Raw genomic sequence first — 14,225 nt, 5'->3', positions numbered from 1 at the left:
TGCTGGGCTCAGAACAGCGACTTGTCGTTGTAGTACTTGTCCACGTTGTCCTTCGTCACCACCGCCGGATCGGTGAAGGTGAACTTGGTCAGCGGTTCCTGCGTCCCGGCAAGCGTGTCGAGCCCGATCTTCACCGCAAGCTCGGCGAGCGCCTTCGGATCGTTGAGCCCGGTCGCGCCGTACTCGCCGTTCTTGATCATCTCGTAGGCTTCCTTCTGGCCGTCCGCGGCCGCGACCAGCAGCACGCCGTCCAGCCGGTTCGCGGCCTTCAGCGCCTCGCGCGCGCCGATGACCATCGAGTCGTTCTCGCCCAGCACGACGTCGATGTCGGGATGCGCGGTCAGCAGATCCTCCATCGCCGTCAGGCCGCCCTCGGTCGCCCAGTTGCCCCAGCCCTGGCCGACGATCTCGTAGCCGGCGTGGCCGTAGTTGTTCAGCTGCGCATCGACGAGACCGGCCAGAACGCCCATCCGGCGCGCCTGGCCGACGACATTGCCCTGCGACCCCGACAGCAGCGCGATCTTGATCGGCTCGCCGTTGGTCTGCTTGGCCAGCCATTCGCCGACCAGCTTGCCGTTCGCCTCGTTCGAGGCCGAGACGTTGGTGATGAAGTCGGCGGAGGGGTCGAGCATCGAGTCCATCGCGACGACATGCACGCCCTGCGCGGTCGCCGCGTCGACGGCGGGCACCAGGCCCAGCGAGTCCCGCGGGTTGACGATCAGCACGTTGACGCCGGCAGCGACCATGTCCTCGATGTCGCCGATCTGCTTGACCATGTCGTTCTGGCCGTCGGCGGTGCGGACCTCGCAGCCGGCGGCGGTGGCGGCCTCGCGCGCCGCGACCTCCTGCGCCGCGAAATAGGGCGCGCCGAGCGTGTACATCGAAATTCCGACCGAGCAGTCCGCCGCCTGGGCAGAGGCCGCAGCTGTCAGGGCCGTGGCAGCCGCAAGGGCCCCGGCAATCGTTCTGGTTTTCATGTCTTCCTCCCTAAAGGAACCGGCCGTCGGCGCAGTCCGCGGATCGGGTCCGTCGGGCGTCGTCGACGCTGGCTCGGGATGGAGGCTAGGGCCGGCACATCGGCGCGTCAATGGGTTTGATTGCCTGTTCGGTACTAAAATTACAGAATATGACTTGCCACCTCGCAAACTGACCCGTAGTTTCGGGCTGAAAGGGTAGCTGTGCTACGCCTTGAGGGAGGATATCATGAAATTTGCGGAACCGCGTCTCTGCGACGTGTCGATCCCGGACGGGCTGCTCAGGGGCGGCGACGGCCATTATCGCAAGCACTACAGCGATCTGGAGGGGCTTTACGCCGATTCCGCGGCCTTTGCCGCGATCCTGGCCGAGAAGGCGGGCGAGGTCGCCTATGAGGTGACGTCCTACACGCCCGGGGGCAAGACGTCGGACATCATCACCGGCGTGACCCGGATGGAGCCCGGCAAGGTCGGGCGCGAATACTACCTGACCCGCGGCCACATCCACGCGCGGGGCGACCGCCCGGAAGTTTACTACGCGCTGGCCGGTCGCGGGCTGATGCAGATGGAAAGCCCCGAGGGCGACGTGCGGCTGGTCGAGATGCAGGCGGGCCAGATCTGCTACGTGCCGCCCTACTGGATCCACCGCTCGGTCAACCTCGGCACCGAGGACCTGGTGATGCTGTTCGCCTACCCGGCGGATTCGGGCCAGGACTACGGAATCATCGAACGCTCGGGCGGGATGCGCGTGCGGGTGATGGACGACGGCAACGGCGGCTGGGTGGCCGAGGACAATCCGGCCTGGCGCCCGCGCACCGCGCAAGAGGTCGCGCAGATCGTCGGCGAGGAGGTGGCGGCATGACGGCGGGACCCGAAACCCAGGTGTTCGAGCGGGTGGCGGCCATCGGCGTGGTGCCGGTGATCGCGATCGAGAAGGTCGAGCATGCGGTGCCGATGGCCGACGCGCTGCTCGAGGGCGGGCTGTCGGTGGCCGAGGTCACCTTCCGCACCGAGGCCGCCGCCGACGTGATGGCGGTGCTGCACGACCGGCGGCCCGAGCTGCTGCTGGGCGCGGGGACGATCCTGAACCCCGACCAGGTCACGCGGGCGCTGCAGGCGGGGGCCACCTTCGGCCTTGCCCCCGGCTTCGACCCCGAGGTCGTGCTGGCCGCCGACGAGGCGGGCCTGCCCTTCGCGCCGGGGATCATGACTCCCTCGGACATCTCGCTTGCCGCGGCCCGGGGCTGCCGGCTGATGAAGTTCTTCCCCGCCACGCCCGCGGGCGGCCCGTCGATGCTCAAGAACATCTCGGCCCCCTTCGCGCATCTCGGGCTGCGTTTCATCCCGACCGGCGGCGTGACGCCCGAGACGATGAAGGACTGGCTCGCGCTGCCGCAGATCGCCGCCGTCGGCGGGACCTGGATCGCCAAGCCCGAGGACATGCGCGCGGGCGACTGGTCCGGCATCGCCGCCAAGGCGCGCGACGCCGTGGCCCGGGCCCGCGCCCTGCGCCCCGAGGGGGTGATCGCATGACCGAGATGCCCCGCGCCCTCGCGCCGCCCTATCCGCCGGCGCGCAAGCCCACGCTCTATTTCATCGGCGTCACCACCGCCAAAAGCTCGATCATGAAGGTGTTCCCGGCCTGGGCCGAGGAGCTTGGCCTTGGCGATGTCGAGATCCACGGCATCGATTTCCCGCTGCATGCCGACCCTGCCGCCTACCGTGCGGCGGTCGAGTTCATCCGCGACGATCCGCTGTCGGCCGGCGCGCTGGTGACGACGCACAAGATCGATCTCTTCGAGGCCTGCCGGGACCTGTTCGACGTGATCGACCCGCTCGCGCGGCTGATGGGCGAGACGTCGTGCATCTCGAAGCGCGACGGCCGGCTGGTCTGCCACGCGAAGGACCCGATCTCGTCGGGGCTGTCGATCGACGGCTTCCTCGGCCCCGACTATTTCGCCCGCACCGGGGCCGAGGTGTTCTCGATCGGGGCGGGGGGATCGACCATCGCGCTGACCTGGCACCTGATGCGCCGTGCGCGCGGCGCCGACGTGCCGGCGCGGATCGTGGTGTCGAACCGCTCCGCGCCGCGCCTGGACGAAATCCGCCACGTGCATGCCCAGATCGACAGCGACGTGCCGGTCGATTACGTCCTCGCGCCGACGCCGGCCGACAACGACGCGGTGTTGCCGGGGCTTCGGCCCGGCTCGCTCGTGATCAACGCGACGGGGCTTGGCAAGGATGCGCCCGGCTCGCCGCTGGCGTCCCCGGCCTTCCCGCGCGACGCGGTGGTCTGGGACCTGAACTACCGCGGCGATCTCGTGTTCCTCGACCAGGCGCGGGCGCAGGCCTCGGCCCGCGGCCTGACCATCGTCGATGGCTGGACCTATTTCATCCACGGCTGGACGCAGGTGATCGCCGAGGTCTTCGACATCACCATCGGCACCGATGCCGCCACCATCGACCGTCTGACCGCCAGCGCCACGCGCGCGGCAAGGGGGTAACCCATGGCCCGGATCCTGATCACGCCGCGCTCGCTGACATCCGACCCGCCGGCCGCGCTCGACCGGCTGCGCCATGCCGGGCACGAGGTCGTCTTCTGCACGCCCGGAAAGACCCCCGGCGAGGCCGAGCTTCTGTCGCTCGTGCCCGGCATCGACGGCTGGCTTGCGGGGGTCGAGCCGGTCTCGGCCAGCGTCATCGCCGCCGCCGACCGCCTGCAGGTCATCAGCCGCAACGGCACCGGAACCGACAGCCTGCCGATGCCCGAGATCGAGGCGCGGGGCATCCGCGTCACCCGCGCGCTGGGCGCCAATGCCACCGGTGTCGCCGAGCTGGCCCTGGGGCTGATCCTGGCCGCTTGCCGGCACCTGCCCGACGAGGCGATGGGGATTCGCGCAGGGCAGTGGCCGCGCCTGAAGGGCCGCGAGATCGAGGGCGCCGTCGTCGGTATCGTGGGCATGGGCGCGATCGGGCGCAGGGTCGCGCGGGTCCTGTCCGAGATGGGGGCCGAGGTCATCGCCCATGACCCGTTCCGCCCCGACCTCGGGGCGCTGGCGGGGCGGGTGAGCTATGTCGGGCTTGTCGAGCTGCTGTCGCGGGCCGAGATCGTCTCGCTGCACTGCCCGATGCCCGAAGGCGGCCGGCCGCTGTTGGACGGCGCGGCGCTGGGGGTGCTGCCGCAGGGCGCGATCCTCGTGAACACGGCGCGGGCGGGTCTCGTCGACGAGGCCGCGCTGATCGCCGCGCTGGATGCCGGCCGGCTGGCAACCTACGGCACCGACGTGTTCGAGCCGGAGCCGCCGGCGCCGGGCGGGCTGGCCTCGCATCCCCGGGTGATCGCCACCAGCCATATCGGCGGGCTGACGGATGCGAGCGTGCGGCGCGCGACCGAGGTCGCGGTCGAGAACCTGCTGGCGGCGCTGGCCATGACGACGTTCGACCATGCCGCGCAGTGACCTGAGGCTGGGCGACGAGGTCGCCGCCGGGGCAGGCGGTGCGGGTGGTGCAGGTGGCGCGGAGGCGGGCGGCGGCTGGACCGCCGCGCCGCGCTCGGCGCCGCTGGCGGAACTGCTGGCCGCGCCGCCGGGTGCGGCGCTGCGGATCCACTGGCTGGGGCAGGCGGGTTTCGTGATCGACGGCGCCGGTCGGCGGGTGGTGATCGACCCCTACCTGTCCGACTGTCTGGCCGAGAAGTATCGCGGCAAGCCCTTCGATCACCAGCGGATGATGCCCGCGCCGGTGCGCGCCGACGAGATCCGCTGCGTCGACATGGTGGTGTCGACCCACGCCCACACCGATCACCTCGATCCCGGCGCGCTGCCGCAGCTGATGGCCGGCAACCCCACCGCGCGGCTGCTCGCCCCCGAGGCCAGCCGCGAGATCGCGCTCGGCCGGGCGGGGATCGGCGCCGACCGGTTCATCGGGATCGACGCGGGCGGCGTGGTCGAGATGCCCGGCCTGCGGATCGTTGCCGTCCGCGCCGCGCATGAAGCGCTCGAGACGGATGACGCGGGGCGGCACCGGTTTCTCGGCTACGGCATCACGCTGGGCGACGTGACCGTGTTCCATTCCGGCGACACGGTGCCCTTCGCCGGCCAGCTCGCCGAGGTCGCCGCGCTCGGGGCGGCGATCGCGCTGCTGCCGGTCAACGGCCGGCGGGCAGAACTGGCCGCGGCGGGCGTGCCGGGAAACCTGACCATGGCCGAGGCGGTGGCGCTCGTGCGCGGCGCGGGCATCCCGGCGATGATCGGCCATCACTTCGACATGTTCGCCTTCAACACCGTCCCGCGGGCCGAGGTCGAGCGCGCCGCCTTGGAAGCCGCACCGCTTTGTGTCATGGCAGCGCGGGTGGATCGGACCTATCTTCCGGGGCGGAACAATGACGGGAAACGACCGCGCGATGAATGAGGCCGGGCACACCACTGGAACCGCCAGTCCGCGCAACGTGCTCGAACTCGTGCGCACGCTGCGCGCCGACCTGCGCAAGTCCGACCGCAAGGTCGCCGACGCGCTGCTGGAAAACCCGCACCGCATCCTGAGCGCGACCGTGGCCGAGACCGCCGAGATCGCCGAGGTCAGCCAGCCGACGGTGATCCGCTTCTGCACCGCCATCGGCTGCGACGGCTATCAGGACTTCAAGATCCGGCTCGCGCAGAGCCTCGCGCTCGGCACGCCCGCCACGCAGTCGGCGATCGACGAGGAGGACACCCCCGAGGAGGTCTCGGCCAAGATCTTCGACTACACGATGACCTCGCTCGACTGGGCGCGCCACAAGCTCGACATCGTGCAGATGAACGCGGCGGTCGACCTGATCCTGAACGCGCGCAGCCTCGAGATCTTCGGTTTCGGCGCCTCGGCGATCGTTGCGCAGGATTTCCAGCAGAAATTCCCGCTGCTGGGCATTCCCGCCCATGCCACGCTCGACAGCCACCAGCAGGTCATGGCGGCCTCGATGATGCGGCCCAACGACGTGGCGGTCACGATCTCGAACACCGGCGCGACGATGTCGATCGTCGAACTCGCGCGGCTGGCGCGCGAACAGGGCGCCAAGGTGATCTCGATCACGGGCGACAAGCACACCGCGCTGGCGAACTATTCCGACATCCTGATCAACGTCGAGACGCTGGACAATACCGACCTGTTCACGCCGACCACCTCGCGGATCGCGGCGCTGGTCACCGTCGACATCCTGTCGACGCTCGTCGCCCGCCGGCTGGGTCGCGCCCACAACCAGCGACTGGTGCGGATGAAGCGCTACCTCGCGCAGATGCGCAAGAACGAGGTCTTTTGACGGATGCGCTCACCCGCCCGCGCCGGGGTCGTTCCGGCACGCGGGCACCTGTGCGCTGCATCACGACCGGCGGGGGCGCTCGCCGTCGAAGGCCTGTGCCTGCGGCCCGGCGGCGGCGTGGCCCATCGGCATGAGGTCCACAGGCCCCCCGTCGTCGATTTTGCCGCTCTCGGAGTTCCCGACGCGGCCGTCCGGCACAGCGACGTCCAGCCATCCCGCCCTGTTCCACATGGGCTTGGTACGCATGTCTGGGCGTGTGGCCCTGCCTCTTGGGGTGGCTGTGCTGGCCATGAAGCGGAAGCTGTCGTTTCCGGTCTCCAAAACGTGGCAGCTGTGGGTGAGGCGGTCGAGCTGCGCGGTGGTCATCGTGGCGTCGCCGAAGGTGAGCCATCAAGGCGCCATCGGTCCGGGCCCGATGGCGACTGGCCATTCGCTTAAGATGAGACTCGTGGTGATCACCACGCTGGTGCGCTCGTGAAGCTTGCACGAGAGGTGGAAGAGTGGCGCCGCCTGAGGCGCTGAACGGCAGGTACCCCAGCCCGTCCCGGATCGATGAAGATCAGAAAGTGATCCTTGGGGATCATTTTCCTGAGGAGCGGGGCGGGGCGAGCCAAGTTCTCTGCGGTCTGCCCCGCCTTGCCCCCGGCCTTCTCCTGCTCGGGCGTGTTGACCGGTTCGATCGTCGAGAAAGAAGCAGACCTTCCGGCGGTGATGCTCGCTCGCCTCGAAGCCGAGCGCTGTCGCGATATGGGCCCTGCCGGTGCCGGGCCTGCCGATGAGCACGACGCGTCTCGCGCGCCATCGATGATCGAGCCGGCGTGTCGCCACCGGGCCGGGACCGCCGGCGAGGGCAGCGGCCCATGTGCCGGACCGTGGCCTCGTTGACCTCGGCCGCGGCGAAGTCACAGCCAGCCAAGACCTTGCAGACCGGGAAGCGCGCGGCCTTCATGGGATAGGCAATTGAGTACCGGTGCGCTCCTCGCCATTGTCCTCGGACCACTGGCATACCATGGCATTGATCGATGCGATCGGTTGCCGCTGGGCCATGCCATACATCTTCATGCTTCGCACCATGATGCCGAGGGCGCCGCTGCCGGGATCATGACGCATGGCGCCCCTCGGTGCTGGACACGCGCGAGGCTTGTCATATCGACCGACATCGGCCTTTGGCTCAAGACGCAGGAGCAATGCCTCTGAGGTATCGACGTTCGGTCCATGACGGCGAGGATATCGACCATCTCCCGATTCCCGCCCACGCGCTTCAACCTCCTACAGCCGACGGAGGCCGTCAGGCAGGTCGACAAAGGGGGCGTTCCCGGTTCCGTCACCGCTCACTGCGCAGTCCGCCCGGCCTGCGCTGAAACTCTGTCAGGTTATGCGCCTAGTCGTAGATCGCCCGCGGCGGCAGGGGATGTGACCGGTCGGTCCGGAGCTCGTGTTCACACATGATCTGCCCCTCGGCCACGATCACGAGGCGGTCCGGGTAGATCCTGCGGCTCACCGGCCGGTTGGCCAAGGGGGTGCGGGGGCCGTGTCCCCGGCGGAGCCGCGCAGGCCCGCAGCATGGGACGCGTGTCACGATTGCGCTCGTATCTGATCAGGAAGGTCAGCTAGGCCCGGTTGCGTCTCTCGACGAAGCCATCGAATGCTGGCGGTACCGGCATCAGCGCGGCCTGCCCATCGGCGAAGACGTCCGCGATCGTGCCGGGGAGGCGGCCATGCGGCATCTCTTGCGAAAGCTCGCGGCACCGCCGATCAAGTCAGGCATTGAGGCCATCGATGTCGGGGACGTTCGGTATCGGTTGCCGGAGCCGCGGCCGCGCATGGCTCACACGTTCTCCGTGACCAGCCCCTGCGCGAGCGGGCTCGGACCGATGGCGCCTCGCCGGCTCGATCCCGGCCGGACGCGGGATTGCAGAACTCCGGCTCGACGACCTCGTGGTTGGCCATGACAAGGACGCGCATGTTGATCTGCCGCTTCTGGCCGCGACCGATGCGGTCCACCGCAGTCTTCCCTCGCCATGGGCCCCGGAGTTGCCGGTGGTGCGCCGCTGGTCCGAGTGCCACTGGCGACGGCGGCACCATGGCTCGATGTCTTGCGTCCACCGGTCAGACACGCCGCAGAAGGCGCGGAAGGCATGCCAATGGGCGTCGAACATCCAAGCTTCGGGCGCCATCGGTCCGGGCCCGATGGCCGAGGTCGCGGGTCTGCGAGCCGGATAGGCCCGCACCGTGAAGGCGCGGCTGTGCAAGCGCTTCGTGTGCGCGGCCTGCAGGCTCGTCCGTTCGCTGTTGATGATGGCAAGGTCTTCGCTCCGGTCGAGTTGGAAGGCTTCACCGGGCCGGAACGCCAGCGGCACGAACGTGCCGCGCCCCGGTTGCAGGCGCCGGTGTCGCGGGGCGCCACGAGATCGGCATGCGGATGCGTCGCGGGCCGGCGCCGCTTGCGTGACTTCGCGGCCTCGGTCTTTGGCCAGCCAGCGACTGTGTCGGCGAAGGGATCGATTTTTCCGGACGTTCGGGCACCGAGACCTCCCGCCAGATCGTGTGGGCGCTCAGATATGTCTTGATGCCTCAGCCATGGGCCTCGGACCAACGGGGGCCCATGTCTTCGATCCGCGTGAGCCCGGTGCACCGGGCGATCTCCCGGATCGGCAGCTTCTGACGAAGCGCCAGGTCATGCATGACGTCCAAAAATGTCATGTCGGTCACTCCATTCGTCCCCCGTCACTTGCGGCGCTCGGAGGAAGGGTCACATGGGTCAAATCGCATTGGAACTCAGGCGCCAACCCGGACCGGTTCTGCTTGGAAAGCAACAGCCTGCGTGGACATCCGGGCTGATGGGGCCGCTTTCGTTCATCGGAGCCAACAGCGCCGCCATCTGACGAAACTGCCATGCCGCGATGTGGCCGGGCACATGGCTCGGCAGCCTGTCGACACCCAACCTGCCGGTGTCGGTCAGGATGGGATCGACCGACAGGATGGCGCGCTTCGTTCAGGCCATGCTGAAGACGAGGCAGGTCTACCGGGCTCCGGCCGTGGCGGCACAAGAGCCATCAGCGGTCGTGAGACGGCATTGGCAAGGCCGGAACGCGACCAAGGCCATCGTGCGGCGGCATTGATCTGGTGCTGATCCGCGACTACCGCTCTTGCCCACAGCAGCCTAATCGGTCTGCTGCGAAGCCTGATCGAAGCGGACAGGGCAGAGCGGACGTCTGACGCGGCCATCTCGGTGATCTACGGCAGCCGGACGCGGCTGGGGCCGAGCCTTGGCGGCATGTCGGCCAGCCGAGAACTGCTGCCGGGCGCGCGGATCGACGAGATGCCCGATCGCGCCGAGGCGTGGGGGCGATGATGGGGCCGTGCCGCATCCTGATGGTGCCCACGGGGCGCGGTCTGACGACGGCGACGCGCAAGCCGGCCGGACATCGTCGGCCGCGCGGCTCAGATCGCGGGCAGCACGAAGTCGGGCAGGATCGCCGCGCGGCGCAGCTGCTCGTCGGCGGGCACCTCGCGCAGGGCGCCGTGCCCGGTCACCAGCGCGGTCGCGAAGCCCCGCGCCGCGCCGCCCAGAACATCCGTGTGCAGCGTGTCGCCGACCATCAGCACCCGGTCGGGCGCCACCGGAACCGGTTGCCGGGCCAGCGCCATGTCGAAGATCTCGGGGAAGGGCTTGCCGAGAAACTCGACCCTCGCGCCGGCCTCGGACATCAGCCGGTGCGCCCAGTAGCCGGGTTCCAGCGACAGCCCGGCGTCGCGGGGCGCGACGAGATCGGGATTGCCGCAGAGCACGGGACGGTCGCCCTCGCGCAGCGCCTCGGCTAGCAGCGACTGGCGCCGCTCGGTCCAGTTGCCGGCACCGATGAGCAGGAAGCCCTCGACCGCGGCGTAATCCGCGGCGCAATCGCCAAGCCGGCGCAGCGACAGGGTGCGCAGGTTCCCGAGGTCATGCCCCTCGTCCAGCATCGCGCCCCAGTGCCGGCGCAGGCCGGCGATGCGCGCGAGCAGGGCGTCGCGGCTCGACACGACCTCGTCGTCGGTGAAGTCGAATCCGAGCCGGCGCCAGCGGGCCATCATGTGCGCCCGCGGGTAGGCGGCGGAATTCGACACCACCATCACCGCCTTGCCCGCCGCCCGCAGGGCCGCCACCCGCGCGGCGGCGCCGGGGATCGCGGTTTCGCCGCGGTTGAGCACGCCGTAGGCGTCGAGCAGCACGAGGTCGTGGCCGCGCGCCGCCTCGGACAGGTCGGCGCAGGGCTTGGCGCGCCCCTGTCGCGGGCAGGGCGGCAGCCGGCCGCGGATGCCGAGATAGGCCGCGAAGGCCGCGGCCGGCTCCAGACCCGGCGCCCCTGCGGCCGGCACGCGGGGGGCGGCGACGCGGGCGGACACGGTCACAGGATCCGCCGGCGCAGCCAGGCCGAGATCACCTCGCCCAGCACGACCAGCGCGAGGATGCACAGAAGCACCGTCGCCGCCTCCTGCCATTTGAACGTGTCGATGGCCGATTGCAGGATGATGCCGATCCCGCCGGCGCCGACCAGGCCCAGCACCGTCGACTCGCGCAGGTTGATGTCCCAGCGCAGGATCGTCACCGCCCAGAACGTCGGCATCACCTGCGGCACGATTGCGTAGAGGATGACCTTCATCCGGCTGGCCCCGGTCGCCTCCAGCGCCTCGACCGGGCGGGTGTCGATCTCCTCGATCGCCTCGCCCAGCAGCTTTCCGACGAAGCCGATCGAGCGCAGCATGATCGCGACGATCCCCGCCACGATGCCGGGACCGAAGATCGCGACGAAGAGAAGCGCCCAGATGATGGTGTTGATCGACCGCGACGAGACCAGGATGAACCGCCCCAGCCAGAGCGTCGCGCGGTTCGGGGTGGTATTCTGCGCGGCAAGCCAGGCCACGGGCAGAGAGACGGCGACCGCGAAGATCGTCGCGATCGTGGCGATGTTCACCGTTTCCCACAGCACGGCGAGGATGGTCGCGAGGTTGGTGGTGTCGGGCGGCACCATGCGCCCGAACAGATCGCCCATCTGTTGGGGCGCATCCCAGACCCAGGCCCAGATCACGTCGATCGAGCCGACCGACCAGCCGATCGCGATGGCGGCGGCCAGAAGCCCGGCCCAGCGCGCGAGCCGCTGGCGCGGGGTGAAGCGGTCCCAGTGGTCGGGAATCGCCGTGCGCAGCGGCGGCGCGGAAAGGGGCGTGTCGGTCATATCCGCTTCCTGATCTGGCCGCTGATGGCCTCGGACACGAGGATCGCGCCGACGATGACGATGGTGATCGCCAGCGCGAAATCGTAGTCGTAGCGCCCGAAGGCGTTGGCGAGCGTGGCGCCGATGCCGCCCGCGCCGACGATGCCGATCATCGCCGAGGCGCGCAGGTTGCTGTCGAGCTGGTAGATCGACAGGCCGATCTGGCGCGGCAGGATCTGCGGCATGATCGCGTAGGCCAGCGTCGACAGATAGGGCGCGCCGGCCGCGCGCATCGCCTCGACCTGGCCGAAGTCGATCTCCTCGATCCGCTCGGCCAGCATCTTGGCGACGAAGCCGACCGAGTAGACGATCAGCGTCAGCACCCCGGCGAGCGGGCCGAAGCCCACCGCCTTGACGAAGAGGATCGCGACGATCACCGGATGGAAGCTGCGCGCGACGATGATCAGCGCACGGCCCAGGTAGAAGACCGGCAGCGGCGCGATGTTGCGCGCGGCCATGAAGGCGATCGGGATCGACAGGATCACGCCGCCGAAGGTCGACAGGATCGCGATCTTCAGGCTTTCGAGGAACCCGTCGATCAGCAGGCCGCTGCGCTCGAAGCTCGGGGGGAAGGCGCCGCCGAAGATGCGCCCGGCGCGGGTGAAGCCCTGCGCGACGCGCGGCCAGTCGATCGGCAGCGAGGCGAGCGTGCCCAGCACATAGGCCGCCAGTGCCAGCCAGACCGCCCAGCGCAGCACCGGGTTGGCGATGAATCGCGGCTTTTGCCAGCTGTCGCGCACCGCGGTCGTCATGTCGCGGCCTCCATGCGCAGGGCCGGGGCCGGCTCGGCCTCGCGGTCGCGCGCGGGGACGCCGGCATAGATCTCGTCCATCGCCTCGGGTGTCAGGTCGTCGGGCACGCTGTCGAAGATGATCCGGCCATAGCGCATGCCGACGATCCGGTCGGTGTATTCCTTGGCCTCGGCGACGTTGTGGATGTTGATCAGCACCGGCAGCTTCAGCTCTCCGGCCAGGTCGCGCAGCAGCTGCATGATCTGCTCCGAGGTCTTGGGGTCGAGCGAGGCGGTCGGCTCGTCCGCCAGCAGGATCTCGGGGCGCTGCATCAGCGCGCGCACCACCCCGACGCGCTGCCGCTCGCCGCCCGAGAGCGCGTCGGCGCGCTTGTCGGCGTAATGCGCGATCCCCACCCGCTCCATCAGTTCGTAGGCGCGGCGGATGTCCTCTTTCGGATAGCGCCGCGTCAGCGCGGCCCAGGTCGAGATGTAGCCCAGCCGCCCCGACTGGACGTTCTCCATCACCGTCAGCCGGTCGACGAGGTTGAAGCCCTGGAACACCATCCCGATCTTGCGCCGCGCCTCGCGCAGCGGTCGCCCGTGCAGTCCGGTCAGCTCGGCCCCGTTCAGCACGATCGAGCCCGAGGTGGGTTCGACCAGCTTGTTGATGCAGCGCAACAGCGTCGACTTGCCGGCCCCGGACGAGCCGATGATCGACACGACGCTCTCGCCCTCGATCGTCAGGTTGAGGTTCTTCAGGACCGGCTCGCCCGAGCCGTATCGTTTCACGAGGTCGGTGATCTTGAGCATGCGGGGGGGCTCCGTGCGGCAGGCAGGGGCGGCAGACAGCGGCTGTCGGGGGCTGACGGTGAGGAAGGGCAGACGGGGCCCGGGCCCCGTCCGCGCCGCTCACTTCTCGGCGGCAAGGCCTTCGGGCGTGTACTGCACGCCGTTCGCGGCCTGGATGTCGCGGATCACCGCCCAGTCGTCCTTGTAGGTGACCGGCACGAATTTCGACACGCCGTCGAATTCCTCGCCCAGCGCGGTGCCGGTGAAGTCGAAGTCGAAGAAGGCCTGCTTGATCTTCTCGACCAGCGCCGGGTCAAGGTCGTGGGCATAGGTGTAGGACGTGGTCGGGAAGGGCTTCGATTCCCAGACGATCTTCACCTCTTCGGGGTCGTAGAGGCCGCGTTCGGCCATCCGGTCGACGACCTCCGAGGCGACCGGGGCCGCGTCGTAATCCCCCGCGACCACGCCCAGCATCGACTGGTCGTGCGAGCCGGAATAGACCACCTCGTAATCCTTCTCGGGCGTGACGCCCAGCTCGGGGAACAGCGCGCGCGGCGCGAGGTTGCCCGAGTTCGAGGTCGGCGAGGTATGCGCCACCCGCTTGCCCTTCAGATCCGCCATCGTCTCGATCCCGCTGTCTTTGCGGGTGTAGACCTGCAGCTTGTAGCCGAATTCGCCGTCCTCCGATCCCATGATCGCGAAGGGCACCGCCCCCGCGAGGTTCACCGCGAAGGGCGTGGGGCCGGTCGAGAAGCCCGCGATGTGCAGGCGGCCCGAGCGCATCGCCTCGACCTCGGCCGAGTTCGACTGCACCGCGAAGAACTGCACGTCCTTGCCGGTGACCTCCTCGAGATGGGCGATGAAGGGCTCCCAGATGTCCTCGTAGATCGCCGGGTCCTCGACCGGGGTATAGGCGAAGACCAGCGTGCCGGGGTCCTGCAGCTCCTCGGCCGGCGCATCCGCCACCAAGTCTCCGTCGGTGTCGCAGAACATCGTGTCCAGCGTGCCGCGCTCGCAATCCTGGGCAAGGGCGGGGGCGGCGCTGGCAAGCGCAAGGATCGAGCCCGCGGCAAGGCCGCGGATCAGCTGGGTCTGGGGCATGTGGTCCTCCTCGGGGGTCATCCCACGCCGGTCCTCCCCCGGCTGAATGTGGGAATTTCCACAAAGCATGCACCGTA

The 14,225-nt window shown here is 69.3% G+C and carries 13 protein-coding genes and 1 pseudogene; 6 read left to right on the top strand and 8 right to left on the bottom strand.

The features are described 5' to 3' along the window. Nucleotides 1-8 precede the first annotated feature (8 nt). Complete coding sequence (locus tag V8J39_RS13875) at nt 9-977, bottom strand: substrate-binding domain-containing protein (protein ID WP_336461519.1); 969 nt, start codon at nt 975-977, stop codon at nt 9-11. Between the two features lie 226 nt (nt 978-1,203). On the opposite strand from V8J39_RS13875, the gene V8J39_RS13870 reads away from it, so the two are divergent. The 6 genes from V8J39_RS13870 to V8J39_RS13845 are packed head-to-tail and all read left to right on the top strand — an operon-like array spanning nt 1,204 to nt 6,267. Next, nucleotides 1,204-1,836: a glucose-6-phosphate isomerase gene (locus V8J39_RS13870; RefSeq protein ID WP_336461518.1), complete on the top strand. Its 633-nt coding sequence runs from the start codon at nt 1,204-1,206 to the stop codon at nt 1,834-1,836. Beyond that, on the top strand, nt 1,833-2,507 hold the full coding sequence (eda, locus tag V8J39_RS13865; RefSeq protein WP_336461517.1) for a bifunctional 4-hydroxy-2-oxoglutarate aldolase/2-dehydro-3-deoxy-phosphogluconate aldolase: 675 nt from the start codon (nt 1,833-1,835) through the stop codon (nt 2,505-2,507). The genes V8J39_RS13870 and eda overlap by 4 nt, the downstream gene beginning before the upstream one ends. After that, nucleotides 2,504-3,478, top strand: coding sequence for a shikimate dehydrogenase family protein (locus V8J39_RS13860; protein WP_336461516.1), 975 nt, complete (start codon nt 2,504-2,506; stop codon nt 3,476-3,478). Before eda ends, V8J39_RS13860 begins: the two co-directional genes overlap by 4 nt. A gap of 3 nt (nt 3,479-3,481) precedes the next feature. Continuing rightward, entirely contained in the window at nt 3,482-4,432 is a 951-nt protein-coding gene (locus V8J39_RS13855) for a phosphoglycerate dehydrogenase (protein ID WP_336461515.1), read from the top strand. Then, nucleotides 4,419-5,384 (top strand): MBL fold metallo-hydrolase, encoded by a 966-nt coding sequence (locus V8J39_RS13850; RefSeq protein WP_336461514.1) that lies wholly within the window; start codon nt 4,419-4,421, stop codon nt 5,382-5,384. The genes V8J39_RS13855 and V8J39_RS13850 overlap by 14 nt, the downstream gene beginning before the upstream one ends. Then, nucleotides 5,377-6,267: a MurR/RpiR family transcriptional regulator gene (locus V8J39_RS13845; protein WP_336461513.1), complete on the top strand. Its 891-nt coding sequence runs from the start codon at nt 5,377-5,379 to the stop codon at nt 6,265-6,267. The genes V8J39_RS13850 and V8J39_RS13845 overlap by 8 nt, the downstream gene beginning before the upstream one ends. Nucleotides 6,268-6,546: 279 nt before the next feature. Here V8J39_RS13845 and V8J39_RS23570 read toward each other — a convergent pair. The 7 genes and pseudogenes from V8J39_RS23570 to phnD form a co-directional block, all read right to left on the bottom strand. Continuing rightward, a pseudogene (locus V8J39_RS23570) lies at nt 6,547-7,377 on the bottom strand (ATP-binding protein); the annotation flags it as partial. A gap of 1,464 nt (nt 7,378-8,841) precedes the next feature. After that, nucleotides 8,842-8,970: a hypothetical protein gene (locus tag V8J39_RS13830; protein ID WP_336461510.1), complete on the bottom strand. Its 129-nt coding sequence runs from the start codon at nt 8,968-8,970 to the stop codon at nt 8,842-8,844. A 741-nt stretch (nt 8,971-9,711) separates the two neighbouring features. Next, nucleotides 9,712-10,656, bottom strand: coding sequence for an HAD-IIA family hydrolase (locus V8J39_RS13825; RefSeq protein WP_336461509.1), 945 nt, complete (start codon nt 10,654-10,656; stop codon nt 9,712-9,714). Between the two features lie 2 nt (nt 10,657-10,658). Then, complete coding sequence (phnE, locus tag V8J39_RS13820; protein WP_336461508.1) at nt 10,659-11,486, bottom strand: phosphonate ABC transporter, permease protein PhnE; 828 nt, start codon at nt 11,484-11,486, stop codon at nt 10,659-10,661. Continuing rightward, nucleotides 11,483-12,277, bottom strand: coding sequence for a phosphonate ABC transporter, permease protein PhnE (gene phnE / locus V8J39_RS13815; RefSeq protein ID WP_336461507.1), 795 nt, complete (start codon nt 12,275-12,277; stop codon nt 11,483-11,485). Before phnE (V8J39_RS13815) ends, phnE (V8J39_RS13820) begins: the two co-directional genes overlap by 4 nt. After that, nucleotides 12,274-13,068 carry a phosphonate ABC transporter ATP-binding protein gene (gene phnC, locus V8J39_RS13810; RefSeq protein ID WP_336461506.1) on the bottom strand — a complete coding sequence of 265 codons (795 nt, stop codon included), beginning with the start codon at nt 13,066-13,068 and terminating at the stop codon, nt 12,274-12,276. The genes phnE (V8J39_RS13815) and phnC overlap by 4 nt, the downstream gene beginning before the upstream one ends. Nucleotides 13,069-13,167: 99 nt before the next feature. After that, nucleotides 13,168-14,148 (bottom strand): phosphate/phosphite/phosphonate ABC transporter substrate-binding protein, encoded by a 981-nt coding sequence (phnD, locus tag V8J39_RS13805; protein WP_336461505.1) that lies wholly within the window; start codon nt 14,146-14,148, stop codon nt 13,168-13,170. Nucleotides 14,149-14,225: the final 77 nt, after the last annotated feature.

Origin of the sequence: Frigidibacter sp. MR17.24, from assembly GCF_037095655.1 — a bacterium.
Taxonomy (GTDB): domain Bacteria; phylum Pseudomonadota; class Alphaproteobacteria; order Rhodobacterales; family Rhodobacteraceae; genus Frigidibacter.
This window is presented reverse-complemented; position numbering and strand designations above follow the sequence as displayed.